Source organism: Streptomyces sp. NPDC001544 (assembly GCF_042894285.1).
Classification (GTDB): domain Bacteria; phylum Actinomycetota; class Actinomycetes; order Streptomycetales; family Streptomycetaceae; genus Streptomyces.
This window is the reverse complement of record NZ_JBIAVN010000010.1, coordinates 42,723-69,090: the sequence shown is the minus strand read 5'-3', so window position 1 is coordinate 69,090 and position 26,368 is coordinate 42,723. Positions and strand designations below refer to the sequence as shown.

Below are 26,368 nucleotides of genomic sequence, written 5' to 3'. Positions count from 1 at the left end.
CCATGTCGGCGACCAGGTTGCGGACGGCTACGTGTCCAGCAGTTCCGCGGCGAAGACGTCCTCGATCCGCCACTGCCGGTCGGTCAGGCCCTGCTCGTGGTGATACCGCAGGCAGGTGTCGAGGGCGGCGCGGTTGGCCGCGATGCCGTAGGGCCACCAGTCCTCGGGGAACTCCTCACCGTTGCGGTCCACCAGGGCGTTCATCCACGGGATCATGGTCTGGACCTGGTAGAGCCTGCGGCTTTGGCGATAGCGTTCGGCGGCGGCGTCCTTCGCCCGGGAGAAGGCACGGTAGACGGCGTGCGCGAGGCCGGGACGGTCCCGGAGCAGTTCCCGCCGGACGACGATGGTGTGCATCATCGGGAAGATGCCGGTTCGCCGGTAGTAGTCCCGTTCCAGCGGCTCGAAGTCGGGGAACAGGCGGGTGACGTTCGGGGATCCGTCGAGCACGCACTGCGGGACGTTCGCCGAGAACAGCGCGTCGATCTCACCGGCGTCGAGCATCGCGCTCAGTGTCTTTCCCTCGGGTGCGACGCGCACGTCGACTTCGGCCGGGTGCGGATGGGGGATGAAGTCGAAGGGGGGCGCGGGGTGTTCGAGGCCGCCGATCACCCAACGGCTCTCCTCGGGTTCGAACCCGTACTCGTCCATCAGGATCCCCTTGGCCCACACGCCGGAGTCCTGACCGTAGACGCCGAACTCCCCGATGGTTTTGCCCGCGAGGTCGCTCGGTTCCCGAATCCCGCTGTGGACGTTGACGAAGACGCACGAGTGACGGAACACGCGGTTTGGGAAGACCGGCAACGCCACGAACGGCAGTCCGGTCTTCAGCAACCGCAGGTAGAACGTGAGGCCGAGCTCGGCGACGTCGAACTCGTCCCCGCGGATCAGCCGTTCGAAGAGCTCCGGCAGGGTCGCTCCGGTTCTCATCGTGAAGTCGACACCGTCGGTGCTTACGGTCCCCTCGAACAGCGCCCGCGTCGTGTCGTACGGGAAGCACCCGACCGTGAGGGCAGGGGCGGACATGAATACTCCTCCTCGTCGGTTCTGCTGCTTCCATCGTTGGCCGTCACGGTGTCCGCCGTCCAAGACCCGTCGGGAACGTCCGATACCGCACGGGTATCGTGCTAGAGGTGGACCTTCGCTCGCTCCGGTATTTCGTCGCCGTCGCCGAGGAGTGCCACATCGGCCGGGCGGCGAACCGCCTGCACATGACGCAACCGCCACTGAGCCGCGCGATCCGGCAACTCGAGGACGAACTCGGTGCCCTCCTGTTCGAACGCACCCCCAAAGGCGTCACCCTCACGCCCGCTGGAAAGGTCCTGTACGAAGAAACGGGGCCGTTGTTGGGGCGAGCCGACCGGATCCGCCGACGGGTGGCCGCCGCGGCGGGCACGGCGCCCCTCGCCGTCGGGACCCTGGCGGACGCGGCCCAGCAGGTCGGTGGCCGACTGGTCTCCCTCTTCCGGGCCCGTCATCCGCACGTCCACGTCACCCTCCACGAAGCCGACCTCGGCGACCCGACGGCCGGGCTGCGCGCCGGGCTGGTCGACGTGGCGATCACCCGAACTCCGTTCGACGACACAGGCGTCAGCACCCGCGTCCTGCGCTCGGTGCCCGTCGGCGTGGTGATGCGTGATGACGATCCGTTCGCCGGCCACGCCTCCGTCTCGTCGACCGACCTCTCCGGCCGCCGGTGGGTCCGGCTGCCGGACGGTGCCGATCCGGCGTGGACGGCGTACTGGACCGGCGGTGGAGACGACGACGGGTCACCGGTCATGCGGACGATCCAGGAGTGCTTGCAAGCGGTCCTGTGGAACGGCACATCGGCTCTCGCCCCCATCGATCAGCCGCTGCCCGCCGGCCTGGTCGTCGTACCGCTGAACGACCGCCCGCCCAGCGATCTCGTCGTGGCCTGGCCACGGACCGCAAGCAGCCCACTGGTACGCGGCTTCGTCCAGGTCGCGGAGAACTGTCGGCGCACCTGAAATCCAGTGCCGGTGGCCCGGTTCAGGGCCGCAGCACGATCTTGCCGTGGGTGTGCTGCTGTTCCAGCTCGCGGAAGGCGTCTCGTACCTGTTCCAGCGGGTAGGTGCGGGCGATCGGCACCTCCAGCTGCCCGCGTGCGGCGAGCCGGGCCAGTTCGCCGAGTACGACCGCGCACGCCGCCGCGCCTTCTCCATGGGTCCGCGCGCCGACCTTGGCCGCGGTCTGCCAGTCGCTGATCGTGTTGATGCGCTCGGGCCGCACGCCCAGCTCCACTGCCAGGGTCACGTATCCGTCGCCGAAGGTGTCGATGAACGCGTCGACCCTGCCGCCGGACGCCTGTCGGATGCGCTCGGCCACACCTGGCCCGTACTCGACCGGGAGGACACCGTGCTCCTTCAGCCAGGCGTGGTTCCGCTCGCTCGCCAGCCCGATCACGGTGGCGCCGCGCCGCCGCGCGAGCTGCACGGCGAGCGATCCGACTCCGCCCGCCGCTCCGGAGACGACGACCGTGTCGTCCGGGCCGGGGTCGACCGCGAACACGGTGGCGTAGGCCGTCGTGCCGGCCACGTACAGCGCGCCGGCCACCTCCCAGGCCAGCCCCGCCGGACGGGAGACCAGGTTCACGTCGTCGACCACGACGAACTGGGCGTGGCTGGCCCGCCGGTGAGTGAAGCCCAGAACCTCGTCACCCACCGCGAAACCCCGGACGTGCGGGCCGGTCTCCACCACGACGCCGGCCAGATCGCTGCCCTGCCCGGAGGGAAACGTCGCCGGCCAGCGTTCGTGCAGCGCGCCCGTGCGGATGTGCGCCTCGCCGGGCTGGATGCCGGCCGCGCGGACCTCGACCAGCACCTGCCCAGGACCGGGCACCGGCCGCTCCACCTCCTCCACCCGCAGCACATCGATCCCGCCGTACTCGTGAAACCGCACCGCCTGCATCGTGTGATCACCGCACTCTCTTGTCGGGACAGGGTTCGGCCGGCCGCGTGCCGGGGAGCCGGCGCCGACCGGGCCACCGCGTTCAAAGACCGGGCGCGGATCCGTATTCCCAGCCGCTGATCACCAGGATCCGAGGAGCGATCTCCCGGCTCCCGGTGTCTCCCGGTCGAAAACGTGACCGCCTTCGATCACGTCTGTGTTAGAACCAGCGCAGTGCGCGTGCCGCACCGGAGCACGACGCCCGCGCACGCCCCCTGTCCGCCTGCGACGACTTCAGGACGCCTGTCATGCGAGAAGAGCGCTTAGCCGGCTTCGCCCCCACCACGGCCCACCCCGCCCGCACCTGGAACTACTGGCTCGGCGGCAAGGACAACTACGAGGCCGACCGTGAGGCCGGGGACGCCATCCTCAGCATCTATCCCGAGATCGCGGACATGGCCCGTCTGCAGCGGGCCTTCCTCCGGCGGGTCATCAGCCACTTCACCGTCGACTGCGGCATCCGCCAGTTCCTCGACATCGGCACCGGCCTGCCCACCGCCGACAACACCCACGAAGTGGCCCAGCGCCTCGCTCCCGAAGCGCGTGTCGTCTACGTCGACAACGACCCCATCGTCCTGCGCCACGCCGAAGCACTGCTCCGCAGCACCCCCGAGGGCAGGACCGACTACATCGAGGCCGACCTGCGCGACCCCGGCCGGATCCTCGAGGAGGCCGCGCGCACGCTCGACTTCACCCGACCGGTCGCCATCACCCTGCTCGGCGTCCTCCTGTTCATCACGGACGACGACGAGGCGGCCGGCATCATGCGCCGGCTGCGCGACGCCATGGCCCCCGGAAGCTGTCTCGCGCTCACGCACACCACCACCGCGGTGGGCGGCGGCCGTACCGACAACGCGGCCAAGGAGTGGAACGACAACAGCCCCAACCCCATGGTCATGCGCACCCCCGAGCACATCCGCGGCTACGTGCAGGGCCTGGAACTGCTCGAACCCGGCATCGTCCCGCTGCCGCGCTGGCGTCCCGACCCCACGGACACCGGCGGCATCCGCGACATCGACGAGTTCTGCGCGGTCGCCCGAAAGCCCTGACCCGAGCCCTGACCGAGCCCTGACCGGACGTCCCGCCCAAGCCCTCCTGCACCGAACGGCCTGTTCGGGATGCGTCCGTCCGGCCGGTCGGTCACGGTCGAAGGGTGAGCACTTACCCGGCGCTGCGGCGATCCAGCAGTCCCCACGTGGCCCGGCGGCGTCGATGGCAGGGACCGCCGGGGCTTCTTCCCGCCCTGGCCCTCGTGTCTGCCCTCCGCCTCGCCGGTGTCGCCGCGGTGGCCGTGATCGACCACGCTCTCGGCCGGAGCACGACGACCAGCCTGGCTCACTCCTGGGACTCGGTCTGGTACCTGCACATCGCGGAGCACGGCTATGGGACCCGGTTCCGCGTCGTCAAAGGCGCGATCCAGACCGACTGGGCGTTCTTCCCCCTGTATCCGGAGCTCATCCGGGCGCTGCGGGACGTCGTGCCGGTGTCACCGGGGCAGGCCGCGCTGCTGATCGCCTGGAGTGCGGCGGCGCTCGCCGCGTGCGGGGTGTACGTCATCGGCCACCATCTGCACGGGCGGGCGGTCGCCACCGCTCTGGTCCTGCTGTGGGCGTCGCTGCCGCACTCGGTCGTCCTCGGTCTGGCCTACACCGAGCCGCTGTTCACCGCGTGCGCCGCGTGGTCGCTGTACGCCGTGCTCAAGGGGCGCTGGCTGACGGCGGGCGCTCTCGCGACGCTGGCCGGGCTGACCCGGCCGAGCGGCATCGCCGTGGCCGTGGCCGTGGTCGTCGCGGCCGTGTGCGAGGTCGTGCGGCGGCGCGGGCGGGTTCCCGGCCGGCTCTGGATCGGCGCCGGTGTCGCCCCGCTGGGCTGGGTGGGCTATGTGCTGTGGGTGGGAAGGCGGACCGGTGACCTGTTCCACGGCTACTTCAGGGTGCAGAGCGCCTGGAACTCCCGCCTCGATTTCGGGGTGGGTTCCCTGCGGTTCGTCAAGGCACTGTTCCTGCACGGCGGCAGGGTCGCCTTCCCGGTCGCCGTGCTCGTCGTCGCGGTGAGCGTGTTGTTGTTCTGCCTGCTGTGCCTGGAGCGTCCCCCGCCGGCGTTGGTGGTCTTCGCCGGCGTGCTGCTTGTGCTGGTGCTCGCGGTGTCCGGCCCCTTCTCGTCCAAACCCCGCTTCCTCGTGCCGGCCTTCCCCCTGCTCATCCCGCCGGCGCGGGCGATCGTGCGGGCCTGGTGCTCAAGCCCGGCCCGGGCCGTGCTGGTGGGCGGCACCCTTGCCGCCGTGTCCCTGGCCTACGGCGCGTATCTGGCCGTCCTCGGCCACGAACCTCTTTGACCGCGACTTGCGGCGGTTTACGATAGGTTCGCACGCATGGCCACCATCCACCACACCACCATGACGCCCACCAAGCTGGAACTGCTCACCGGATGGCTACCGAAGCAGAGCTGGTACGTGGGCGACGCGTCGGCGCCGGAACTGGTCAAGGCCGGGGGTTTCCGTCTCGACGACCCGGAGGGCGAGGTCGGGATCGAGCTCATGGTCGTGGTGGACGCCGCCGGGCGGGAGCCGGTGGCGTATCTGGTGCCGATGGGTTACCGCGGTGCCGCGCTGGAGGGTCTCCCCGGCGAGGCGCTGATCGGCACGTCCGAGCACGGGCTGCTCGGCACCCGGTGGATCTACGACGGCGTCCACGACCCGGTGGTGACGGCGGGGTTGCGCGCCCTGCTGCGCGGTGAGGCGGTACCGCAGCGGCAGAGCGAGAGCGACACCCCCGACCCGACGGTCACCGTGCACGGAGCCGGCCCCGAAGACGGACTCGACGAGGTACGGGTCAACCGCGTCCTGCGGCCCGCGGCCACCGCGCAGGGTGCGGCCGGGCGTCTCGTCGCCGGGTGGACGTGGCCGGACGGGTCGGCTGCACGGGGGGTGTTCGCGACCGTCGCGCAGCGGTAGGAGGGTGCCCGGGTATCGACCCGGCGGGTGGTCACCGGCCCGCGGTGGTACGGCCTGACGGCCGCTCAGCGGGTCCGGCACCGGCAGCCGACGGCCGTGACGTGTCATCACCAGCTGCTGGACGCCCAGCGTGACTCCGAGGCCGAGCCACAGCGCGTCACCGTTGAACGGCTCGCCGAACGCCGCTTCCGCGATCGCCCCGAGCCCCAGTTTGACGACGGCCGTGGCGAGCCAGAGGAACAGGGTCGTGCGGCCGCCCTTGCGGTGGAGCCGCCCGTCCGTGTCCCGCCACATCGGCATGGTGCGACCGCGCAGGACCCCGGCGACCACCGACACGACCTCATCCTCGTCGAGGGCGGCGCCTTCGGTCTGTAGCGGGGCGGGGCCGCTCCTGGGCCGGCCCGGCCCGTCGTCGGTGTGAGCGCAGATGCAAGCTCCGCGCTCTATCGGCCAGGCTGATGCGGCGCCACAACCCTGTTTCGGCTCGCATCTGCGGCACTATGATCGGCCTGGGCACGCCCGCCGGATCGGAGCTGCGGTCGGTGGTCGTCGAAAGACCGTGGATGTGTCCGCCAGGACCCCGAGGGAGTGGACCCGTGATGACCCGTTCCGCACGCCGGACCCGCCGGATGCTCCAGATGACCGGTGCAGGCGCCGCCGCCCTGCTGGCTCTGAGCGCCTGCTCGTCGTCCGGCTCGGACAAGTCCACGAAGCCGGACTCCTCCGCGTCGGACAAGTCGGCGTCCTCGCCGGACAAGCTGTCCGGCACGGTGACCGTCTTCGCCGCGGCCTCGCTGAAGGAGAGCTTCACGACGCTGGGCAAGGAGTTCGAGCAGGCCCACCCGGGCACGAAGGTGACCTTCAGCTTCGGCGGCAGTGACACCCTCGCCGCCCAGATCACCGGTGGCGCCCCGGCCGATGTGTTCGCCGCGGCCAGCCCCAAGACGATGAAGATCGTCACGGACAAGGGCGACGCGGCCGGCACGCCCGTCACCTTTGTGCGCAACCAGCTGGAGATCGCCACCCTGCCGGGCAACCCCGACAAGGTCTCCTCCCTGAAGGACCTCACCAAGTCCGGGCTGAAGGTCGTACTGTGCGACAAGACGGTGCCGTGCGGTGCGGCAGCTCAGAAGGCCCTCGACGCGAGCAAGCTGAAGCTCACGCCCGTCTCCTACGAGCAGGACGTCAAGGGCGCCCTGAACAAGGTGGTGCTGAAGGAGGCCGACGCCGCGGTCGTCTACAAGACCGATGTGAAGGCCGCGGGTGACAAGGTGGAGGGCGTGGAGTTCCCCGAGTCGGCCAAGGCCGTCAACGACTATCCGATCACGCCGCTCAAGGGTTCGGAGCACGCCGCCACCGCCGAGGCCTTCATCGCGTTCGTGCGGTCCGCCGAGGGCCGGAAGGTCCTGTCCGCAGCGGGGTTCCTCAAGCCGTGACCTCCCCTCCCCCGGACGACGCCGGCCCCGCGGACACCCTCACCGGTGGCCCGCGGCAGCGTCGGCGCGTCCGCGGGGGCGCACCGCTGCCGCTCCTCCTGCCCGCGCTGATCGGCCTGGCCTTCCTGGTCCTGCCGCTCGTCGCCCTGCTGGTGCGGGCGCCCTGGCGGAGCATGCCCGACCTGCTGACCAGCGCCGAGGTGTGGCAGGCGCTGCGGCTGTCCCTGGTGTGCGCGACGGCGGCGACCGCGGTCAGCCTGGTGCTCGGAGTGCCGCTGGCCTGGCTGCTGGCCCGGGTCGAGTTCCCGGGGCGCGGGCTGGTGCGGGCCCTCGTCACCCTGCCCCTCGTCCTGCCGCCGGTGGTCGGCGGTGTGGCCCTGCTGATGGCGCTGGGTCGCAACGGGGTCGTCGGGAAGTGGCTGGACTCCTGGTTCGGGATCACGCTGCCGTTCACCACCGCCGGGGTCGTGGTCGCCGAGGCGTTCGTGGCGATGCCGTTCCTCGTCATCAGCGTGGAGGGCACGCTGCGGGCGGCCGACCCGCGCTACGAGGAGGCGGCGACCACGCTCGGCGCCTCCCGTTTCACCGCGTTCCGCCGGGTCACCCTGCCGCTGATCGCCCCCGGCATCGCGGCCGGTGCCGTACTGGCGTGGGCCCGCGCGCTCGGCGAGTTCGGCGCGACGATCACCTTCGCCGGGAACTTCCCGGGTCGCACCCAGACCATGCCGCTGGCCGTCTACCTCGCCCTGCAGAACGACCCGGAGACGGCGATCGCCCTCAGCCTGGTCCTGCTGGCCGTGTCCGTCGCGGTGCTGGCGGGGCTGCGGGACCGCTGGATGACCACCTCATGACCGGCATCGAGAAGACCGGCACTGCGAAGACCGGCACTGCGAAGACCGGCATCGAGAAGGCCACCGTCGGCGCTCCCGTCGCCACCGGCGAAGGGCTCGACGCCCGTCTCGTCGTCGAGCGCGGCTCCTTCCGCCTCGACGTGGCGCTGACCGCGGCGCCGGGTGACGTCGTCGCGCTCCTCGGCCCCAACGGCGCGGGCAAGACGACCGCGCTGCGCGCCCTCGCCGGTCTCGTCCCGCTCACCGGCGGCCATCTGCGTCTGGACGGCGCGGAACTGGACGGTACGCGGCCCGAGGCCCGCCCGGTCGGCGTGGTCTTCCAGGACTACCTGCTCTTCCCCCATCTGTCCGCCCTGGACAACGTGGCCTTCGGGCCGCGCTGCCAGGGCGCCGGGAAGGCGGAGGCCCGCGCCCGGGCCGCCGAGTGGCTGGAGCGCATGGGCCTCGCCGAGCACGCCTCGGCCAGACCGCGCCGTCTCTCCGGCGGCCAGGCCCAGCGGGTCGCCCTGGCCCGCGCCCTGGCCACCCGCCCGCGCCTGCTGCTCCTGGACGAGCCGCTCGCCGCGCTCGACGCCCGTACCCGCCTGGACGTACGCGCCCGGCTCCGTCACCACCTCGCGGAGTTCGAGGCGGTCGCCGTCCTGGTCACGCACGACCCGCTGGACGCCATGGTCCTCGCCGACCACCTCGTCGTCGTCGAGGACGGCCGCGTCGTACAGGAGGGCACCCCCTCCGACATCGCCCGCCACCCGCGCACCGACTACATCGCCCACCTGGTCGGCCTCAACCTGTACCAGGGCGAGGCCGAGGGGCACACGGTCCGTGTCGACGGCGGCGCCGGGATCACGACGGCGGAGGACCTCACCGGCCCGGTCTTCGTCGCCTTCCCGCCCAGCGCGGTCACCCTCCACCGCGACCGCCCCACCGGCTCCAGCGCCCGCAACCTGTGGCGCTGCGAGGTCACCGGCCTGGAGACCCACGGCGACCAGATCCGCGCCGCGCTGACCGGCGAACTGCCCCTGGTCGCCGACCTGACCACGGTCGCCGCCGCCGAACTCGACCTCCGCCCCGGAGCCACGGTCTGGGCGACGCTCAAGGCGACCCAGACGCACGCGTACCCCGCCTGAGGGGACGGGGAGCGAGGAACAGCGGTCCGGGCCCTGGTCGTCCGCAAGCGCGGCCCGTCCTTCGGAGCGGCGAAGGACGGGCCGCGGGTACGGACCCGTGCCTACGACGAGGTGACCGCGGCGCGTGCCCGGCCCAGCCGTTCGCGGACCAGAGCGACGACGACCACGCCCACGGCCACCAGCGTGGACAGGACCACCTGGTCGCGGCCGCCGCCGTCGGCCGTGTCGGTCAGCATGTAGCCGAGGACGAAGGTGATCAGGGCGATGGTGGCCCAGGTCAGGTAGGGGTAGAGCCACATCTTCACGATCAGCTTCTCCGGCGCCTCCCGCTGGATGATCTTGCGCATGCGGAGCTGGGAGAAGCAGATGACCAGCCAGACGAAGAGGGCGATGGCGCCGGAGGAGTTGAGCAGGAACTGGAATACGGTGTCCGGCCACAGGTAGTTGAAGGCGACCGCGACGAAGCCGAAGACCACCGAGGCGAGGATGGCGGTACGGGGGACGCCGCGGCCCGTGGTGCGGCCGAAGGAGGCGGGGGCGTCGCTGCGCCCGCCGAGGGAGAACGCCATGCGGGAGGCGGTGTACAGGCCCGAGTTGAGGCAGGACAGCACGGAGGTCAGCACGATGGCGTTCATGATCTCGCCGGCGTGCGGGATGCCGATGGAGCTGAGGGCGGCGACGTACGAGCCGTCCTTGAGGATCGCCGGGTCGTCCCAGCGCAGCAGCGACACCACGATGAGGATCGAGCCGAGGTAGAACACGGCGATCCGCCAGATCACGCTGTTGGTGGCCTTGGTGACCGCGCCGCGCGGGTCCTCGGACTCGCCGGCGGCCAGGGTGACGATCTCGCTGCCCATGAAGGAGAAGACCACCATCAGGACGCCGGTGAGGATGGCTCCCGGCCCGTGCGGCAGGAAGCCGCCGTGTGCGGTCAGGTTGGAGAAGCCGGACGCCGGGTGGTCCGAGCCGGGCAGCAGGCCGAAGATGGCGAGGGCGCCGAGCACGATGAACGCGGCGATGGCGACGACCTTGATGCCGGCGAACCAGAACTCGAACTCGCCGTAGGAGCTGACCGAGGCCAGGTTGCTGGCGGTGAGGACGAGCATGACGATCAGTGCCCAGCCCCACTGCGGTACCGCCGGCACCCAGCCGGCGAGGATCTTCGCGCCGGCGGTCGCCTCGACCGCGAGCACCACGACCCAGAAGAACCAGTACAGCCAGCCGATGGTGAATCCGGCCCAGCGGCCGAGCGCGCGGTCCGCGTAGGCGGAGAACGAGCCGGAGGTCGGGTTGGCCGCCGCCATCTCGCCCAGCATCCGCATGACGAGGACGACGAGGGCGCCGACGAGGGCGTAGGAGACGAGGATGCCGGGGCCCGCGGCGGCGATGCCGGAGCCGGAGCCGACGAACAGGCCGGCGCCGATGACACCGCCGATCGCGATCATCGACAGATGGCGGTTCTTCAGTCCGGCCTGCAGGCCGGAGCCCGTGCCGGTGCCGTCGGCGGTGGCGCTTTCGCCGGGCGTGAGCGGGTCGGTGTCGGGGAGCGGGGGACGCGTGGTCATCTCGGCATCCAGGGGAGGAGTGGGGACGAGGGCATGCGTCCGGAAATTAGTTCAGCACGATCTAAAAAAACAAGAGCTGTTCACCTTGTTTAAGTGTTCAGGGTGCTCTATTTTTCACGCATCCCCGCTCAGCAGGACGGTTAGGGTGACGCCGTGGTGAATGCAGCGGGCAAGTTCGGACCCTACGGCGGCGCGGACACCCGCCTCCTGCCCGGCAGGGGACCCACGGGATCGGAACTCGTCCGGTCCCGGATCGCCCTGCGGGTGCGCCTGAAGGCCGTCTCGCCCGGAGACCGGCTGCCGGACGTCGGCGTCCTCGCCGAGGAACTGGGGATCAGTGAGATCACCGTGCGCCGCGCGCTGGAGGGAATGTGCCAGGACGGCCTGCTCGACCGGCGGCGCGGCCGCGCGGGCGGCACCTTCGTCGCACCGGACTGGGACGCCGTCGTCGCCCTGCTGCACGACGCCGACGAGGCGGCCGCGCTGGACGGCTTCCACCTGCTGCTCGAGTGCGGGCTGGTGGCCCACGGGGCCGGCGAGGTCCCGGCCGGTCACCTCGACGGGCTGCGGTCGCTGGTCGACGCGATGGACCTGGTGACCGACCCGGCCCGCCTGGTCGAGCTGGAGACCCGCTTCCACCTGGACCTCGCGGAAGCGCTCGGCGGCGCCGGGATCCGCGAGTTCGCCGCCGACCTGCTCGGCCGGCAGTGCCTGCTGGGGCCCGCCCCGGCACCCGACGTGGTGCGGGAGCGCAACCGCTGCCACGCCGACCTGCTCACCGAACTCGGCCGCGGCGCCCTCGGCCCGGCCGTGCGCGCCGTCAAGGCCCACCGCCACGCCCACCCGGACTGACGCCGTGGTGACCGCACCGCCCCACCGCAGAAGGAGCCCCCGCTATGCCTGACCTCGGAGCCGTCGGCCCGTCGTCGACATCGGGCCCCGCCGGCGGCACGCCCCAGCGGCTGCGCGGCGGCGTTCTCGGCATGGCGGACATCGCCGCCGCCACGATGGCCAACGTCGGCCCGGCCATGAGCTTCTACTTCGGTTTCGCCTTCCTCGCCACCACCGCGGGCATCGCGTCGCCGCTGACCATCGTCACCGCGGGGCTGGCGGTCGCGCTGCTGGGCAACACGCTCGCCGAGTTCTCCCGGGCGCACCCCTCCGCGGGCAGCTTCACCACGTTCGTCGGCAGGACGTTCGGGCCGGTCAGCGCGGTGACCACGGCCCTGCTGGCCGGGCTCGGCTACATCATCGCAATGGCCTCCGTCATCGCGATCTCCGGCGGGTTCGTGCAGATCACCCTGCACCACTACACCGGCGTCGACCTGCCGTGGATCATCTGGACACTGCTGCTGACCGGGCTGTCCGTGGGGTTGATGCTGCGCGGCGTGGTGGTGTCCACCAAGTGGGCCGGCTACTTCTTCGGCGTGGAGATGCTGGTGCTGGTCGTGGTCTCGGTCGCCGCGATCGTCGAGCACCGCGGCCACCTCTCCGCCGCCCCGTTCCTGCCCGGGCACATCAGCCACGGCCTGAACGGACTGGCGGCGGGCTTCCCGCTGGCGGTGTACCTGTTCATCGGCTGGGAGAACTCGGCGGCGCTGGCCGAGGAGACGGAGAACCCGCGGCGCAACGTCGGCCGGGCTGTGTTCCTCTCCGTCGCGATCATGACGGTGAGCTACGTCCTGTTCTCCTACGCGACGGTGACCGGCTTCGACTACGACGTCGCCCGGCTCGGCGCCGCCCGCATCCCCTTCGTCGACGTCGCCCAGGACACCCTCGGCGGGCTGGCGTTCGTGGCCTACCTCGGCGGCCTGACCTCGACCCTCGGCGTGCTGATCGCCGGCATCAACTCCCAGGCCCGGCTGGTGTTCAACGCCGGCCGCGAGGGGCTGCTGCCGTCCTTCTTCGGTTACGTGCACCCCAAGCGCCGTACACCGAACAACGCCATCGTCACCTTCACCGCCATCTCGCTGCTGATCATCGGCGGCTGGGGCCTGGCCCATCTGCTCGGGGCCGACGGCGGGCCGATGAACCCCGTCACCTTCTTCGCCGAGTCCTCCAGCCTGGGCGCCATCCTGATCCTGCTCGTCTACCTCGCGTCCAACATCGCCCTGCCGCTGTACTACCGCAGGTACCGCCCGCAGGAGTTCCGGACGGTCCGGCACCTGGTGCTGCCCGCGATCGGCACCCTGGCCATCCTGATCCCGCTCTACTACCTCGCCAAGCCCGGCCAGCCCGCGCCCTACAGCTGGTTCCCCCTCGCGGCCCTCGCCACCCTGCTGGGCGCCGTCGGCTACGCGGCCCTGCTGGTCCGGCGCGACCCGGGCCTGGCCGAGCGGGTCGGGTCCGTCGTCGCCGACGCCGAGTGAGCAGAGGCTTGCCGGAAGGTCAGCAGTACGGCGGCTGGTTGGTCAGCGCGGCCGCCACGCGCATCCACACGCCGAACTGGCGGTAGAGTGCGGGCAGGCCGCCGCTCACCCGCACGGTCCGGCTGTCGGTGGCGGTGACCCCGGGGATGCCCAGCAGGGTCTCGGCGACCGAGGAGGACTGCCAGCGGACGGCGAGGGTGGCCTCCCGGGGGGCGGGGCGGGGCTCGGGGACGGCGGCGAGGGCCCGGGTGACCGCTTCCTCGATCTCCCGGCGGGCCTCGGCGGTGGGACGCAGTTCGGCGGCGAAGCGGTCGCGGGCGTACTTCACGGGGACCGTGACGATGCCGCCGTCCCAGTCCGCCGCCTCCTCGCAGGCCGTGTCGTCGCCGGTGAGAGCGACCACGGGGACGCCGAGCGCCGCCGCGGTGGCCTGGGCCAGGCCGATCTCACCGACCGGGCGGCCGTCCAGCCACATGTCCTCGATCTCGTGGCCGAAGAAGCTGTGGCTCAGCACGCCGTGGACACCGGCCCGGGAGTGGTAGCCGACGCAGACGACGGCGTTGTACTCACCGGTGAGCCCCTCCAGCATGCCCATCGGCTTCGGCCTGCCGCGGACCAGGCGGGCCGCCGGGTGCAGTGCCTCGGGAAGGAGGTTGCGCATCGGGCCGTGGGCGTCGTTGACGAGTACGGAGCTCGCGCCGGCGGCCACGGCGCCGCGGACGGCGGCGTTCACGTCCTCGGCCATCATGGCCCGGCCCCGCTCGTAGTCCCGCCCGCCGGGCTGCACGTCGTCGGCGTCGACGAGCCCGGTGACGCCCTCCATGTCGGCAGTGATGTATATCCGCACGGTGGCCAGCCTAGGGTGAACCGGACCCTACGTATTGTAGGTTTCGAGGCGCCTACGGGCAGACAGGGATCAGCAGGGACGATCCACGGGCATTGATCAGCAGGCAGCGGTCACACGTATCCAGTGACCAGGCAACTGTTCGACGGGGGAGAGCATGCAGGACACAAGGGAAGCGTGCCCACCACAGCCGGGCGTACCGCCGGCCGTGCGGGCGCTGGCGCCGACGGTCGCCGTGCTGGTGGCGAGCCTGACGATCGCCGCGGCCGGGGTGTACGAGCTGTGCGGGTTCGGACTGCACAGCCTGGACCGGCGGCCGCACCTGTTCAGCGACGGGCTGACCACGGCCGGAGTGATCGTCGCCGTGGTGGCGGCCGGTGCGGCGGTGGGCAACCTGGCGTGGATGCTGACGGCGGACCGGCGGCGCACGGAGGACCGGGCCGGCTGAGAACCGGCGCGCTCCTCGCCGTACGCGCCCCCACGCACTCCGACTCCCGTGGGACGATGCCGTACGGCCACCCCCTGCCTGCATTACCCTACAAACTGTAGGGTCTTCGGTGGCGGTGACGCGTGACGACCACGCGGCCGACCGCCCACCCGTCCCCGTCCCCACCCCACTCAAGGTGACCGGTCACCATGTCCCCACTGCCCGCACAGCAGTCGACGACGCACCCCCCACGTCCCACCCAGGACACCCCACGCCGCTTCCCCGTCCGCCCCGGCCCGCGGCTGCGGGCACGCGCGGCCTCCGCCACCGTCTGGTACCTGCGGCTGCTCGCCGCGCTGAACATCGTCGCGGTCGTCTCCCTCCCCTTCCGCCAGGAGGTCCACGAACACAACGCCGGCGAGTACTTCACGCCCTACCTGGCCACCGCCGGCCTGGTCTCCGCCGCCCTCGCCCTCTTCCTCGCCGTGGTCATGCGGCGCCGCAAGCGGGCCGCCTGGCTGTTCAACCTGCTGTGCGCCGGCGCCCTCCTCGGCCTGTACGTCATCGCCCTCACCCGCGACGACTACCGCGAGCACCTGTTCAACTGGCTCTCCGCCCTGCTCACCGCCCTGTTCGTGGCCGCGCTGCTGATCGGCCGCCGGGAGTTCGACGCCATCGGCGACCGCTCCAACCCCCGGCTCGCCCTGGCCGTCGGCGCCGGCGGCACGCTGGTCAGCGCCACCCTCGGCACCCTCCTCGTGGACGCGACCAACAAGGTGCCCGGCGCCACGCTCCAGGACAAGATCGCCTACACCCTGCTGCGCGGCATCAGCGTAGGCCCGCTCGCCGACCGCTTCGACGCCGTGCACGCGCCCCGCTGGGTCGACGTGATCATCAACATCCTGGTCGCCGCGACCTTCCTCCTCGTCCTCTACGCCCTCTTCCGCGCCCCGCGCGGCCAGGCCCTGCTCGGCGAGGACGACGAGCGGCGCCTGCGCGACCTCCTCGACCGGCACGGCGAGCGCGACTCCCTCGGTTACTTCGCCCTGCGCCGCGACAAGGCCGTCATCTTCTCCCCCAGCGGCAAGGCCGCCATCGCCTACCGCGTCGTCGGCGGCGTCAGCCTCGCCTCCGGCGACCCCATCGGCGACCCCGAGGCCTGGCCCGGCGCCATCGACGCCTGGCTCGCCGAAGCCCGCCGGCACGCCTGGACACCCGCGGTGATGGGCGCCGGCGAGGAGGCCGGCACGATCTACGCCCGGCACGGACTGGACGCCCTCGAACTGGGCGACGAGGCCATCGTGGACCTCGCCGACTTCACCCTGGAGGGCCGCGCCATGCGCGTCGTCCGCCAGGCCCACAACCGCGTCCGCCGCGCCGGCTACACGGTCCGCGTCCGCCGCCACGAGGACATCCCCGACGACGAGATGGCCCTGCTCGTCGACCGCGCCGACCACTGGCGCGACGGCGCCACCGAACGCGGCTTCTCCATGGCGCTCGGCCGCCTCGGCGACCCCGCCGACGGCCGCTGCGTCATGCTCGAATGCCGGGACGCCGAGGGCGAACCGCGCGCCCTGCTGAGCTTCGTGCCGTGGGGCGAGCACGGCCTCTCCCTCGACCTGATGCGCCGCGACCGGGACTGCGAGAACGGCCTGATGGAGTACATGGTCGTCGAGCTCCTGACCCGGGCGGAGGAACTGGGCGTACGCCGGGTGTCGCTGAACTTCGCCATGTTCCGGTCGGTGTTCGAACGCGGCTCCCGGCTGGGCGCCGGACCGGTCCTGCGGCTGTGGCGCTCCGTCCTCGCGTTCTTCTCCCGCTGGTGGCAGATCGAGTCCCTGTACCGGGCCAACGCCAAGTACCGACCCGTCTGGGAGCCCCGCTTCCTGCTGTTCGCCAAGAGCAGCGACATCCCCCGCATCGGCCTGGCCAGCGCACGGGCCGAGGGCTTCCTCACCGCCCCCGCCCTGCCGGGCCTGCCCGGCCGCCGCAAGTCCCCCTGCCGCCCCTGACCGGACCGCTCAGCCGCCCCCGCGCGCGCCGCTCGGCAGGCCGCCCCCGCCCACGGTGAACCCGATCGCCGCGCCGCCACCCTCGCGCCGGAAGGCGAACGGCGCTCCCCCGTGTGCCGCGGCCACCTCGCGCACGATGGACAGACCGAGGCCGGAGCCCGGCAGGGAACGGGCGTCGGCGGCACGGTAGAAGCGGTCGAAGATACGGATGAGGTCGCCGTCGGCGATACCGGGTCCGCGGTCGAGGACCTCGACCCGGACCACACCCGGCCGGGCCGGCCCGGTGACGTTGACCTCGATGGGCGCCTTCCCGTCACGGTCGAACTTGGCGGCGTTCTCGACCAGGTTGGAGAGGGCGCGCTGCAGCATGCCGGACCGGCCGTCCGTCGTCGTGTCCCCGCTCACCCTGAGGACGATGTCACGTCCGGTACGGCGCCGGGCCAGACCCACCACGTCCTCCGCGATGTCCGCGAGGTCCACGGCCTGCGGGGGCTCGGTGTCGGACTGCCCGGCGGCCAGGTCGACGAGCTCGTTGACCAGGTCGGTCAGCTCGCGGGCCTCCTGGCCGAGGTCGGCGACCAGTTCCTCACGGGTGGCGGGCGGCAGCTCGTCGATACGCCGCAGCAGCGAGATGTTCGTACGCAGCGACGTCAGCGGCGTACGCAGTTCGTGGCCCGCGTCCTGGACCAGCCGGCGCTGGTCCTCCTCCGACTGGGCGAGCCGGCCCAGCATGCGGTCGAAGGCCCGGCCCAGCCGGCCCACCTCGTCGTATCCGGCGACGGGCACCTGGATGCCCAGTTGCCGGGTACGGGCGACGTCCTCGGCGGCCGAGGTGAGGATCACCAGCCGGCGGGTGATGCGGCGGGCCAGCCACCAGCCGAACAGGCCGGCGGCGACCACCACCGCCGACATCAGGGCCAGCGTCCGCTGCTGCAGCGCCCGCAGCAGATCCTCGGTGTCGCTGAACTCCTGCGCCACCTGCACCGCGCCCCGCCCGTCGCCGAGCGAGACGGTCGCGATACGGAAGAGGTCCTCGCCGACCCGGACGTCCTTGTGCTCGGCCAGCCGCCCGGCCGCCCTCGCACCGGCGACGACCCGGTCCCGGGCGGTGACCGGCAGCACGGGGCTGCCGTGGTCGACGATCCCGCCCTCGGCGCCGAGCACCTGCACGTCGGTACGGGCGGGCCGTACGACGTCGTGGCCCGGGCGGGAGGAGGAGAAGTCGTCCGGCTTCATGTCGTGCTGCCGGACCTCGTCCCGCACGTCCTGCACCACCTCGGTGAACACCGACTGCTGGTCGACCCGGACCAGACGGGCGGCCGCACCGTAGGAGAGGATGCCGACGAGGATCGTGACGGCGGCGGTGACGGCCGCGAAGGACACGGCGAAGGTGGTCCGCAGCGACACCAGTTTGGGCCGACGCCTGGCCGGCAGCCGCCCGAGGCGGCCCACTCAGTCCTCCCGCAGCACGTAACCCACGCCACGGACGGTGTGGATCAGCTGCGGCGCACCCGGCTCGTCGAGCTTGCGGCGCAGATAGCCGACGTAGACGGCGAGGTTCTTCGAGCCGGGGCCGAAGTCGTAGCCCCAGATGCGGTCGTAGATGGTGGAGTGGTCGAGCACGATGCCCGCGTTGCGGACGAGCAGCTCCAGCAGCTCGAACTCGGTACGGGTCAGCTCCAGCTCACGCCTGCCCCGCCAGGCCCGGCGGGCCTGGAGATCCATGCGCAGCCCCGCGGCCTCCACCTGGCGGTCGGAGACCTGGACGTCCGTCCGGCTCACCTCGCTCACCTCGGAGCCGCCGCCGACCGGGGCGACCGGGCTGGTGCGGCGGAGCAGGGCGCGCAGCCGGGCGAAGACCTCCTCGACGTCGAACGGCTTCACCACGTAGTCGTCGGCGCCGGCGTCCAGGCCCGCGATGCGGTCGGCGGTCTCCACCAGGGCGGTGAGCATCAGGATCGGGGTGCGGTCGCCCTCGGCGCGCAGCACCCGGCAGACCTGCAGTCCGTCGATGCCCGGCATCATGACGTCCAGCAGGAGCACGTCCGGCGGGGTCCGGTGGGCCTGCGCCAGCGCCTCGACGCCGTCGGCGACCGCCGTGACCTCGTAGCCCTCCAGGCTCAGGGCACGCTCGAGGGCATGACGGATGGCGCGGTCGTCTTCGGCGAGGAGCACAGTCTGGGGCACGTCCCCAGTCTGCCAAGGCCTCCGGCGGTTCGGCCGGGACGAGTGGGCCTACGATCACCCTTTTTACCTGGCTCTCACCGTGGAGGAGGCAACCCCGGGCTCTGCTGGGGGCTGCCGCCGCCGGACCCCCGCTTCGGCCTGAACGGCCTCGTCCTCGAACTCCCCCAGAGGGGGCGCCCCCGGACGGGCTGAGTAATGCGGACCGGCGCCCATCAGCCCCACAGCCGCCCTAGCTGCGGGCGGGTGGGCGGTGGGGGAGGCACCTCGCAGCGCCGAGTTGCGCAACGCCCCGCCCCAGCCCGCACCCCGGGTCACCCCCGCAGGGCCGCCAGCTGCTCCTCGAACGGCACGACCTCAAGGTCACGGTCGGCCTTGGCAGGAGCCGACCCCACCAGCCCCGTCATCAGCGCGGCCAACTCCCCCGCCGCCCGCTCGATCCGCTCCGCCAGCCCCTGCGCCCCCCAGTCCTCCGAGGCCGCGTACACGGCCGTCGGCACGACCACCGCACGCAGGTAGGCGAACAGCGGCCGCATCGCGTGCTCCAGCACGAGCGAGTGCCGCGCCGTCCCACCGGTCGCCGCGATCAGCACCGGCTTGCCCGTCAGCGCCTCCTTGTCGAGGACGTCGAAGAAGGACTTGAACAGGCCGCTGTAGGAGGCGGTGAAGACGGGGCTGACGACGATCAGCCCGTCGGCCGCCGCCACCGCCTCCAGCGCGTCCGCGAGGGCCCGCCCGGGGAACCCGTTGGTGAGGTTGTGCGCGATCTCCACCGCGAGGTCCCGCAGCTCGATCACCCGCACCTCGGCCGAGGTCCGCCCGGCGGTCGCGTTCGCCAGCCGGTCGGCCAGCAGCCGGGTGGAGGACGGGACGCTCAGTCCCGCCGAGACGACGACGAGCTTCATACGACGGTCACCCCTTCCGGGTTCTTCGAGGCGGCGGCGAGCAGGGACTGGTGGGTCGGCGCGTCCGGCACGTCCGCCGGACGGCCCTTGGCGAACTCCTGACGCAGCACCGGCACGACCTCCTCGCCCAGCATGTCGAGCTGCTCCAGCACGGTCTTCAGGGGCAGGCCGGCGTGGTCCATGAGGAAGAGCTGGCGCTGGTAGTCCCCGGCGTACTCGCGGAAGGACAGGGTCTTCTCGATCACCTGCTGCGGGGAGCCGACGGTCAGCGGGGTCTGGTCCGTGAAGTCCTCCAGGGACGGGCCGTGGCCGTAGACCGGGGCGTTGTCGAAGTAGGGGCGGAACTCGTTCACCGCGTCCTGCGAGTTCTTCCGCATGAACACCTGCCCGCCGAGCCCGACGATCGCCTGTTCCGGCGTGCCGTGGCCGTAGTGGGCGTACCGGGTGCGGTACAGCTCGACCATCCGCTTGGTGTGGTCGGCCGGCCAGAAGATGTTGTTGTGGAAGAAGCCGTCGCCGTAGTAGGCGGCCTGCTCGGCGATCTCCGGGGACCGGATGGAGCCGTGCCAGACGAAGGGCGGGACCCCGTCCAGCGGACGCGGGGTGGAGGTGAAGCCCTGCAGCGGGCTGCGGAACTTGCCCTCCCAGTCGACGACGTCCTCGCGCCACAGGCGGTGCACCAGGGCGTAGTTCTCGATGGCGAGGTTGATGCCCTGGCGGATGTCCTGGCCGAACCAGGGGTAGACCGGGCCGGTGTTGCCGCGGCCCATCATCAGGTCCACCCGGCCGTCGGCCAGGTGCTGGAGCATCGCGAAGTCCTCGGCGATCTTCACCGGGTCGTTGGTGGTGATCAGCGTGGTGGAGGTGGAGAGGACCAGCCTCTCGGTCCGCGCGGCTATGTAGCCGAGCATCGTGGTCGGGGACGACGGCACGAACGGCGGGTTGTGGTGCTCGCCGGTCGCGAAGACGTCCAGGCCGACCTCCTCCGCCTTCAGCGCGATGGCGACCATGGCCTTGATGCGCTCGCGCTCGGTCGGCGTCCGGCCCGTGGTGGGGTCCGGGGTGACGTCGCCGACGCTGAAGATCCCGAACTGCATGGTCGCTCAACCTCCAAGTTGTTGACCGTTCAACTATAGCCCTGCAACAGACCCCAGTGTCCGCCTATTCCGCCGGGCCCTCCTGGTCCACGAGTGCACACTTCTCCCCCTGCCGCACCCACCCCTGACGCACCCACCGCGGACGCCCCCTCCCACGTCGTCACGGAACGATCACCAGCCGCCCCCGCACACCGCCCTCCGCCTGCCGCACGTGCGCCTTGACCGCCTCCTCCAGGGAGTACGTCTCGGCCACCCGCAGCGTCAGCACCCCCTCGTCCACCAACCTGACCAGCTCGGCCAGCCGGGCCCCGTCGGCGGCCACCTCGACGGCCGACGTCCGCACCCCGCGCACCGGCGCGGGCTGGGCCTGCGGGATGACACCGACGTACGCGCCCCCGTCCCGCACCCACTCCAGGGCCCGCTCACCCAGCACCGCCGCGTCGAACACCGCGTCGAACCCCGCCGGCGCCACGCCACCGGAGGCGAAGTGCGCGGCCCCCAGGGAACGCACGAACTCCTCGTCGCCCTCCCTGGCCAGCGCGGTCACCGAGACGCCCTGGTGGGCGGCGAGCTGCACCACGTACCCGCCGACCGCGCCCGCCGCACCCGTCACCAGCAGCGACCGGCCGGGGGCCGGCTCCAGCAGGTCGAGGCCCTGGGCGGCGGTCAGGGCGTTCAGCGGAAGGGTGGCGGCGTGCACCGCGTCCGCCGTCGCGGGCGCCAGCGCCACCGCGTCCGTGGGCACGACGACGTACTCGGCGTGCGCGCCCACCGGCTTCGTCATGCCGTAGTCGAGCGCCACCACCTCGTCGCCGACGTTCCACGCGGTCGCCACCCCCACCGCGTCCACCGTCCCGGCGACGTCCCAGCCCAGCCCGACCTGCTTGCCCGCCCCGCCGAAGGCCCCGGACCGCGTGCCCGCGTCCACGGGGTTCAGCGCACTGGCCGCGACCTTGATCCGCACCTCACGCGCCCTCGGCTCCGGCACCTCCGCCTCCACGACCTCCACGGCCTCGGGCCCGCCGAACGTCCTCACCACAGCAGCACGCATGTCAACTCTCCCCGATCGATCGCTTGTCGGTGTCTCCCAACCCGTTGCGACAACCCTAGGAAGAGTTACTATCCATCAGTAAGTAGTTACCTGAAGGTGCGTAGGAGACGCGGAGGAGAGCCATGGCGACCATGACGGCGGCACAGCGACGCGAACAGGCCCGCGTGGAGTACGACGCCTTCATCCGCGACTGCCCCACCAACCAGCTCCTGGGCCGGCTCAGCGACAAGTGGGTCAGCCTGGTCGTCGCCGCCCTCTCGACGGGCCCCATGCGCTACAGCGACCTCGGCCGCAAGATCGCCGGCGTCAGCCCCAAGATGCTGACCCAGACCCTGCGCACCCTGGAACGCGACGGCATCCTGAGCCGCACGGTCACCCCGTCCGTACCGGTCCGCGTCGACTACGAACTCACCCCGCTGGGCCGCAGCCTCGCCGTGCTGCTGACCGCGGTGAAAGGCTGGGCGGAGACCCACTTCGACGAGGTACGGGCCGCCCGGGAGCGCTACGACACGGAGACCCCCGCCGACTAGGGCCTGTCCGGCGGATCATGCCGCAGACGCGGGGCTTGGCACGCCCTCCCCCGCTCTCGGCTTCGCTCGAGCGGGCGGTGCCCCCACCGGCGTTGTCGTCGGTTGCCGACTCCCCCACGCTCGAACGAGCTCGCGCGGGGGGACCCCCATCGCGTCGACGCCCTCCTCCGCCTTGCAGCCGGACGCTCCCCCACGCTCGAATGAGCTCGCGCGGGGGCACCCCCATTCGCCCCGCTCACCAGCGCCGATGAGGCACCGCCCGTGCCCTGCGACCTGATCCGCCGGACAGGCCCTAGGGTCCGTCCGGCCGCGGCCGCCCCTCCCGCAACCGGGCGACCTGCTCGCCGCTCAGCTCCACCGTCCGCCTCATATGCCGGACGATCACCCCCAGCTCGGCGTCGTCCAGATCGTCGAAGAGCGCCTCCCAGGCGCCGCCGAGGCTGTCCCACATACGGCCGAACTCCGCCACCTTCTCCGGCACGGTCGCCACCAGCACCCGCCGCCGGTCCTCCGCGTCCCGCCGCCGGACGACGTACCCCGCCTTCTCCAGCCGGTCCACCAGCCGTGTCGCCGACCCGGTCGTCAGCCCCGTCAGCTCCGCGATCCGGCCGGTGGTGACCGGCGCCTCCTCCAGCGTGAGCAGGTTCAGGCACTGCAGATCGGTGGGGTGCAGACCGAAGTGGTCGGCGACGGCCTGGTTGAACAGGGCGTACGACGCCATGTACCGCCGGGAGACGGCCGCCAGCTCCGCCAGCAGCCGCGACCGGCCGCTCCCCGCACCGCTTCCCGACATGCCCGGCCACCTTTCGCCTGCGCCGTGCAGGGATCGTACGGCGCGGGCCGGGCCGATCCCGCCACCGCGACTCAGAACGCGTACGTGTCCCCGGTGGCCAGCACCAGCACCCGCTGCCGGTCGTGCGCCTTCCCGGCATCCCCGGCGGCGCCGCCCCACGCCGTCTCGAACTCCAGCGTCAGCTCCGGCGGCCGCTCCTTCAGCCGCACCGAGAGCACGATCCGCTCCCCCACCCCGTCCACGGCCAGCGAACCCGTGCGGCACACCACCGCCCGCTCCTCCTCGCGCACACACCCCGCCGGCAACTGCTGCACCTCCGCGAGCGGCACCGACCAGCGCAGCCGCACACTCGCGTCCACGACGGCGGACGGACCGTTGTTGCGCGGGGTCAGCCGCACCTCGACCTGGTCGCCGGCCATCACCGCGGAACCGTGATAGACCACGTCCGCCCCGGCATCACCCGCCCAGGCGGCCCCGCCACCCATGACCACCGCCAGCCCGGCGACCCCGCCCACGGCAAGCCCTCGGACACCTCGCACGAAACCCACTCCTCACATATGCATATGAATGCCATGTAAGGGATGTATGCCACGAGGAGTACACGGCAGGCGCCGTCCATCAGGTGACACGGCCGTGCGAAGCTGCCCCCATGCCCGTCCTCCGCTCCGCCGCCCTCTTCGTCGTCGCCGCCCTCTTCGAGATCGGCGGCGCCTGGCTCGTCTGGCAGGGCGTACGCGAGCACCGAGGCTGGCTCTGGGCGGCCGGCGGCGTCCTCGCCCTCGGCGCCTACGGATTCGTCGCCACCTTCCAGCCCGACGCCCACTTCGGCCGCATCCTCGCCGCGTACGGCGGGATCTTCGTCGCCGGTTCACTGCTGTGGGGCGTGGTCGCCGACGGCTACCGCCCCGACCGCTGGGACATCGTCGGGGCGCTGATCTGCCTGGCCGGAATGGCCGTGATCATGTGGGTGCCGAGAGACGGCCGCTGACGCTCGCCTACCCTGGCCGCAGACGCCCGGAACCCAGCCCCGCCCCCGAGGAGCAGCCCATGGCCCCCGCCGCCCCGTCCGCCGCCTCCCGCATCGCCGTCGTCACCGGTGCGAGCAGCGGAATCGGCGCCGCCACGGCCCGAAAGCTCGCCGCCGCCGGATACCGCGTCGTCCTCACCGCCCGCCGCAAGGACCGCATCGAGGCACTCGCGGAGGAACTCACGGCAGCCGGCCACTCGGCCGTGGCGTACCAGCTCGACGTGACGGACCGCGCGGCGGTCGACGAGTTCGCCACCGCCTTCCAGACCATCGGCGTCCTCGTCAACAACGCCGGCGGAGCACTCGGCGCCGACCCCGTCGCCACCGGCGACCCGGCCCACTGGCGCACCATGTACGAGACGAACGTCATCGGCACGCTCAACCTCACCCAGGCACTCCTGCCGAAGCTCGTGGCCAGCGGCGACGGCACGGTCGTGGTCGTCTCCTCCACCGCCGGCCACGGCACCTACGAGGGCGGCGCGGGCTACGTCGCCGCCAAGCACGGCGCCCACGTCCTCGCCGAGACCCTCCGCCTGGAGATCGTCGGCCAACCCGTCCGCGTCATCGAGATCGCCCCCGGCATGGTCCGCACCGACGAGTTCGCCCTCACCCGCTTCGACGGCGACCAGGAAAAGGCGGCCAAGGTCTACGAGGGCGTAGCCGAACCCCTCACCGCCGAGGACGTCGCCGACACCATCACCTGGACGGTGACCCGCCCCAGCCACGTCAACGTCGACCTCCTGGTGGTCCGCCCCCGCGCCCAGGCCTCCAACACGAAGGTGCACCGGGAACTGTGACCGCCGACCAGGACAAGACGCTGGAAAGACGCCGACTGGAACAGGAGACCAAGGACGAGCGCAAGGTCTGGTACTTCCTCGCCTACTTCCTCTTCGGCATCCACTTCGTGGCGTTCGTGATGATCTACGCGGTGCGGCACGCGCACTGAGTCCACACTGAGGTGTGGACAGACACATACCGTTCGACCGCCTGCACAACTTCCGCGACCTGGGCGGCTATCCGACCCCGGACGGCCGCCACCGCATCCGCCCCGGTCGCCTCTACCGCGCCGACTCCTTGGGCAAGCTGACCGAGGACACCCCCGACTGGGACCGCTTCCTCTCCCTTGGCATCGGCACGGTGATCGACCTGCGCCACGGCTGGGAGGTGGAGAAGCGGGGCCGTATCCCGGCACACCCCTCCTTCACGTACCACAACCTCGGCATCGAGCACCGCCCCTACGACCAGGCGGCCCTCACCCCCGACGTCGATCCCGGTCCCTACCTCGCTGAGCGCTACATGGAGGTCGCGGAGGACGGCACCAAGGAAATCCGTGCGGCACTGGAACTGATCGCGGAGGCGGCCGAGTCCGACACCGCTCTGGTCTTCCACTGCGCCTCCGGCAAGGACCGCACGGGCCAGTTCGCCGCCCTGGTCCTCTCCCTCCTGGGCATCCCCGAGCCGACGATCGTCGAGGACTTCAGCCTCACGGAACTGGCCACACCGGCCCTCCTGACCGCCTGGCGCACGCGAAACGGGGGCCGCACCCCCACCTGGCCCGCCTGGGGCCACGCCCCGGCCCCGGTCATGCGCCTGTTCCTGGCCGCTCTCGACGCGCGGTACGGCTCGGTCGACGCGTACGTGGCAGGCGCGCTGGGCATGGACGCCGCGCGCCTCTCGAAGACCCTGCGCGCCCACCTGCTCGAACCGGTCCCGAAGACCTCGCCCACCCTGACGTACCGCAAGGCGATCCCCGCCGAGGCCTCCGTCCTGGTGCGCCTGCGCGACACGGCGGCCCTGTGGCAACTGGCCCGCGGGATCGACCAGTGGAAGCCGGGCGAGAAGGACGAGGCCCACTTCCGCGCCCGTATGGCGGACGGCGAGGTGTGGCTGGCGCACAGCGGCGGCCATCTGGCGGGCGCCTGGGAACTCTGGTGGGACGACCCGGCGGCCTGGGGCCCCCGCGCCCCGGACGCCGGCTACATCCACCGCCTGATGACGACCCCGCACACGGCTCCCCCGGGGACCGGCCGCCGCATGCTGGCGGAGGCCGAGTCCCGCATCGCCGCCGAGGGCCGCCCGTACGCCCGCCTGGACTGCCTCGCCTCCAACCCCCGCCTGCGCGCGTACTACGAGGCGGCGGGCTACACGGTGGTCGGCGAACAGCCCGCCAAGGACGGCGGACCGGGCAACCCGTACGCGGTGACACTGCTGGAGAAGCGACTGAGGTGAA

General features: G+C 72.0%; 27 protein-coding genes. 16 read left to right on the top strand and 11 right to left on the bottom strand.

Annotated elements, in window-relative coordinates:
• Window positions 1-27 precede the first annotated feature (27 nt).
• On the bottom strand, window positions 28-1,026 hold the full coding sequence (locus ACFY0F_RS24485; RefSeq protein WP_388798094.1) for a 4,5-dihydroxyphthalate decarboxylase: 999 nt from the start codon (window positions 1,024-1,026) through the stop codon (window positions 28-30).
• Between the two features lie 107 nt (window positions 1,027-1,133).
• Here ACFY0F_RS24485 and ACFY0F_RS24480 point away from each other — a divergent pair, with 107 nt between their 5' ends.
• Window positions 1,134-1,988, top strand: coding sequence for a LysR family transcriptional regulator (locus tag ACFY0F_RS24480; RefSeq protein WP_388798090.1), 855 nt, complete (start codon window positions 1,134-1,136; stop codon window positions 1,986-1,988).
• A gap of 22 nt (window positions 1,989-2,010) precedes the next feature.
• On the opposite strand, the gene ACFY0F_RS24475 is transcribed toward ACFY0F_RS24480, so the two are convergent.
• On the bottom strand, window positions 2,011-2,928 hold the full coding sequence (locus ACFY0F_RS24475) for an NADP-dependent oxidoreductase (protein WP_388798087.1): 918 nt from the start codon (window positions 2,926-2,928) through the stop codon (window positions 2,011-2,013).
• Between the two features lie 287 nt (window positions 2,929-3,215).
• Here ACFY0F_RS24475 and ACFY0F_RS24470 point away from each other — a divergent pair, with 287 nt between their 5' ends.
• The 6 genes from ACFY0F_RS24470 (at window position 3,216) to ACFY0F_RS24445 (ending at window position 9,334) form a co-directional block, all read left to right on the top strand.
• Window positions 3,216-4,016, top strand: a complete 801-nt coding sequence (locus tag ACFY0F_RS24470) for an SAM-dependent methyltransferase (RefSeq protein WP_388798084.1) — start codon at window positions 3,216-3,218, stop codon at window positions 4,014-4,016.
• Window positions 4,017-4,219: 203 nt separating this feature from the next.
• The gene (locus ACFY0F_RS24465) at window positions 4,220-5,302 is read left to right on the top strand and encodes a mannosyltransferase family protein (RefSeq protein ID WP_388798081.1); all 1,083 of its coding nucleotides are present in this window, start codon (window positions 4,220-4,222) and stop codon (window positions 5,300-5,302) included.
• Window positions 5,303-5,338: 36 nt separating this feature from the next.
• Window positions 5,339-5,920: a 1,4-alpha-glucan branching protein gene (locus ACFY0F_RS24460; RefSeq protein ID WP_388798078.1), complete on the top strand. Its 582-nt coding sequence runs from the start codon at window positions 5,339-5,341 to the stop codon at window positions 5,918-5,920.
• A gap of 599 nt (window positions 5,921-6,519) precedes the next feature.
• The gene (gene modA / locus ACFY0F_RS24455; protein WP_388798075.1) at window positions 6,520-7,356 is read left to right on the top strand and encodes a molybdate ABC transporter substrate-binding protein; all 837 of its coding nucleotides are present in this window, start codon (window positions 6,520-6,522) and stop codon (window positions 7,354-7,356) included.
• Window positions 7,353-8,207, top strand: a complete 855-nt coding sequence (gene modB, locus ACFY0F_RS24450; protein ID WP_388798072.1) for a molybdate ABC transporter permease subunit — start codon at window positions 7,353-7,355, stop codon at window positions 8,205-8,207. The genes modA and modB overlap by 4 nt, the downstream gene beginning before the upstream one ends.
• The gene (locus ACFY0F_RS24445) at window positions 8,204-9,334 is read left to right on the top strand and encodes an ABC transporter ATP-binding protein (protein WP_388798069.1); all 1,131 of its coding nucleotides are present in this window, start codon (window positions 8,204-8,206) and stop codon (window positions 9,332-9,334) included. Before modB ends, ACFY0F_RS24445 begins: the two co-directional genes overlap by 4 nt.
• 101 nt (window positions 9,335-9,435) lie before the next feature.
• Here ACFY0F_RS24445 and ACFY0F_RS24440 read toward each other — a convergent pair whose 3' ends face one another.
• Window positions 9,436-10,899 (bottom strand): amino acid permease, encoded by a 1,464-nt coding sequence (locus tag ACFY0F_RS24440; RefSeq protein WP_388798066.1) that lies wholly within the window; start codon window positions 10,897-10,899, stop codon window positions 9,436-9,438.
• Window positions 10,900-11,052: 153 nt separating this feature from the next.
• On the opposite strand from ACFY0F_RS24440, the gene ACFY0F_RS24435 reads away from it, so the two are divergent.
• Together ACFY0F_RS24435 and ACFY0F_RS24430 are read left to right on the top strand one after the other, a co-directional pair.
• A complete protein-coding gene (locus ACFY0F_RS24435) occupies window positions 11,053-11,751 on the top strand; it encodes a FadR/GntR family transcriptional regulator (protein WP_388798063.1) in 699 nt (232 codons plus the stop codon).
• A gap of 44 nt (window positions 11,752-11,795) precedes the next feature.
• Window positions 11,796-13,268, top strand: a complete 1,473-nt coding sequence (locus ACFY0F_RS24430) for an APC family permease (protein WP_388798060.1) — start codon at window positions 11,796-11,798, stop codon at window positions 13,266-13,268.
• A gap of 19 nt (window positions 13,269-13,287) precedes the next feature.
• Here the strand turns inward: ACFY0F_RS24430 and ACFY0F_RS24425 are convergent, their stop codons facing one another.
• Window positions 13,288-14,115, bottom strand: coding sequence for a M55 family metallopeptidase (locus ACFY0F_RS24425; RefSeq protein WP_388798057.1), 828 nt, complete (start codon window positions 14,113-14,115; stop codon window positions 13,288-13,290).
• Window positions 14,116-14,269: 154 nt separating this feature from the next.
• Between ACFY0F_RS24425 and ACFY0F_RS24420 the strand changes: the two genes are divergently transcribed.
• Both ACFY0F_RS24420 and ACFY0F_RS24415 read left to right on the top strand, forming a co-directional pair.
• Entirely contained in the window at window positions 14,270-14,560 is a 291-nt protein-coding gene (locus tag ACFY0F_RS24420) for a hypothetical protein (protein ID WP_388798054.1), read from the top strand.
• 188 nt (window positions 14,561-14,748) lie between these two features.
• On the top strand, window positions 14,749-16,551 hold the full coding sequence (locus ACFY0F_RS24415) for a phosphatidylglycerol lysyltransferase domain-containing protein (protein WP_388798051.1): 1,803 nt from the start codon (window positions 14,749-14,751) through the stop codon (window positions 16,549-16,551).
• 9 nt (window positions 16,552-16,560) lie between these two features.
• On the opposite strand, the gene ACFY0F_RS24410 is transcribed toward ACFY0F_RS24415, so the two are convergent.
• The 5 genes from ACFY0F_RS24410 to ACFY0F_RS24390 all read right to left on the bottom strand — a co-directional run bounded on the left by ACFY0F_RS24410 (window position 16,561) and on the right by ACFY0F_RS24390 (window position 21,788).
• Complete coding sequence (locus tag ACFY0F_RS24410) at window positions 16,561-18,003, bottom strand: ATP-binding protein (protein WP_388798048.1); 1,443 nt, start codon at window positions 18,001-18,003, stop codon at window positions 16,561-16,563.
• Entirely contained in the window at window positions 18,004-18,726 is a 723-nt protein-coding gene (locus ACFY0F_RS24405) for a response regulator transcription factor (protein WP_388798619.1), read from the bottom strand.
• Between the two features lie 323 nt (window positions 18,727-19,049).
• The gene (locus tag ACFY0F_RS24400; protein ID WP_388798045.1) at window positions 19,050-19,640 is read right to left on the bottom strand and encodes an FMN reductase; all 591 of its coding nucleotides are present in this window, start codon (window positions 19,638-19,640) and stop codon (window positions 19,050-19,052) included.
• Window positions 19,637-20,737 (bottom strand): LLM class flavin-dependent oxidoreductase, encoded by a 1,101-nt coding sequence (locus tag ACFY0F_RS24395; RefSeq protein WP_388798042.1) that lies wholly within the window; start codon window positions 20,735-20,737, stop codon window positions 19,637-19,639. The genes ACFY0F_RS24400 and ACFY0F_RS24395 overlap by 4 nt, the downstream gene beginning before the upstream one ends.
• 160 nt (window positions 20,738-20,897) lie before the next feature.
• Entirely contained in the window at window positions 20,898-21,788 is an 891-nt protein-coding gene (locus tag ACFY0F_RS24390) for an NADP-dependent oxidoreductase (protein WP_388798039.1), read from the bottom strand.
• A 122-nt stretch (window positions 21,789-21,910) separates the two neighbouring features.
• Between ACFY0F_RS24390 and ACFY0F_RS24385 the strand changes: the two genes are divergently transcribed.
• On the top strand, window positions 21,911-22,318 hold the full coding sequence (locus ACFY0F_RS24385; protein ID WP_388798036.1) for a winged helix-turn-helix transcriptional regulator: 408 nt from the start codon (window positions 21,911-21,913) through the stop codon (window positions 22,316-22,318).
• Between the two features lie 292 nt (window positions 22,319-22,610).
• Here the strand turns inward: ACFY0F_RS24385 and ACFY0F_RS24380 are convergent, their stop codons facing one another.
• Entirely contained in the window at window positions 22,611-23,111 is a 501-nt protein-coding gene (locus ACFY0F_RS24380; protein WP_388798033.1) for a MarR family winged helix-turn-helix transcriptional regulator, read from the bottom strand.
• A 71-nt stretch (window positions 23,112-23,182) separates the two neighbouring features.
• The gene (locus ACFY0F_RS24375; RefSeq protein WP_388798030.1) at window positions 23,183-23,650 is read right to left on the bottom strand and encodes a hypothetical protein; all 468 of its coding nucleotides are present in this window, start codon (window positions 23,648-23,650) and stop codon (window positions 23,183-23,185) included.
• Window positions 23,651-23,760: 110 nt separating this feature from the next.
• Here ACFY0F_RS24375 and ACFY0F_RS24370 point away from each other — a divergent pair, with 110 nt between their 5' ends.
• Genes ACFY0F_RS24370 through ACFY0F_RS24355 form a run of 4 tightly spaced genes read left to right on the top strand, consistent with a single transcriptional unit; the run spans window position 23,761 to window position 26,367 of the window.
• Window positions 23,761-24,099: a YnfA family protein gene (locus tag ACFY0F_RS24370; protein WP_388798027.1), complete on the top strand. Its 339-nt coding sequence runs from the start codon at window positions 23,761-23,763 to the stop codon at window positions 24,097-24,099.
• A 59-nt stretch (window positions 24,100-24,158) separates the two neighbouring features.
• Complete coding sequence (locus tag ACFY0F_RS24365) at window positions 24,159-24,935, top strand: SDR family NAD(P)-dependent oxidoreductase (RefSeq protein WP_388798024.1); 777 nt, start codon at window positions 24,159-24,161, stop codon at window positions 24,933-24,935.
• On the top strand, window positions 24,932-25,084 hold the full coding sequence (locus ACFY0F_RS24360) for a hypothetical protein (protein WP_388798021.1): 153 nt from the start codon (window positions 24,932-24,934) through the stop codon (window positions 25,082-25,084). The genes ACFY0F_RS24365 and ACFY0F_RS24360 overlap by 4 nt, the downstream gene beginning before the upstream one ends.
• Before the next feature lie 14 nt (window positions 25,085-25,098).
• Window positions 25,099-26,367, top strand: coding sequence for a GNAT family N-acetyltransferase (locus ACFY0F_RS24355; protein ID WP_388798018.1), 1,269 nt, complete (start codon window positions 25,099-25,101; stop codon window positions 26,365-26,367).
• The last annotated feature ends 1 nt before the right edge of the window (window position 26,368 follow it).

Bases quoted from the DNA above. Each gene is read 5' to 3' on its own strand.
- ACFY0F_RS24445 (WP_388798069.1), top strand. From the start codon at position 8,204: ATGACCGGCATCGAGAAGACCGGCACTGCGAAGACCGGCACTGCGAAG.
- ACFY0F_RS24400 (WP_388798045.1), bottom strand. From the start codon at position 19,640: ATGAAGCTCGTCGTCGTCTCGGCGGGACTGAGCGTCCCGTCCTCCACC.
- ACFY0F_RS24440 (WP_388798066.1), bottom strand. From the start codon at position 10,899: ATGACCACGCGTCCCCCGCTCCCCGACACCGACCCGCTCACGCCCGGC.
- ACFY0F_RS24395 (WP_388798042.1), bottom strand. From the start codon at position 20,737: ATGCAGTTCGGGATCTTCAGCGTCGGCGACGTCACCCCGGACCCCACC.
- modA (WP_388798075.1), top strand. From the start codon at position 6,520: ATGACCCGTTCCGCACGCCGGACCCGCCGGATGCTCCAGATGACCGGT.
- ACFY0F_RS24385 (WP_388798036.1), top strand. From the start codon at position 21,911: ATGGCGACCATGACGGCGGCACAGCGACGCGAACAGGCCCGCGTGGAG.
- ACFY0F_RS24460 (WP_388798078.1), top strand. From the start codon at position 5,339: ATGGCCACCATCCACCACACCACCATGACGCCCACCAAGCTGGAACTG.
- ACFY0F_RS24475 (WP_388798087.1), bottom strand. From the start codon at position 2,928: ATGCAGGCGGTGCGGTTTCACGAGTACGGCGGGATCGATGTGCTGCGG.
- ACFY0F_RS24380 (WP_388798033.1), bottom strand. From the start codon at position 23,111: ATGTCGGGAAGCGGTGCGGGGAGCGGCCGGTCGCGGCTGCTGGCGGAG.
- ACFY0F_RS24415 (WP_388798051.1), top strand. From the start codon at position 14,749: ATGTCCCCACTGCCCGCACAGCAGTCGACGACGCACCCCCCACGTCCC.
- ACFY0F_RS24365 (WP_388798024.1), top strand. From the start codon at position 24,159: ATGGCCCCCGCCGCCCCGTCCGCCGCCTCCCGCATCGCCGTCGTCACC.
- ACFY0F_RS24420 (WP_388798054.1), top strand. From the start codon at position 14,270: ATGCAGGACACAAGGGAAGCGTGCCCACCACAGCCGGGCGTACCGCCG.
- ACFY0F_RS24430 (WP_388798060.1), top strand. From the start codon at position 11,796: ATGCCTGACCTCGGAGCCGTCGGCCCGTCGTCGACATCGGGCCCCGCC.
- ACFY0F_RS24485 (WP_388798094.1), bottom strand. From the start codon at position 1,026: ATGTCCGCCCCTGCCCTCACGGTCGGGTGCTTCCCGTACGACACGACG.
- ACFY0F_RS24470 (WP_388798084.1), top strand. From the start codon at position 3,216: ATGCGAGAAGAGCGCTTAGCCGGCTTCGCCCCCACCACGGCCCACCCC.
- ACFY0F_RS24390 (WP_388798039.1), bottom strand. From the start codon at position 21,788: ATGCGTGCTGCTGTGGTGAGGACGTTCGGCGGGCCCGAGGCCGTGGAG.
- ACFY0F_RS24370 (WP_388798027.1), top strand. From the start codon at position 23,761: ATGCCCGTCCTCCGCTCCGCCGCCCTCTTCGTCGTCGCCGCCCTCTTC.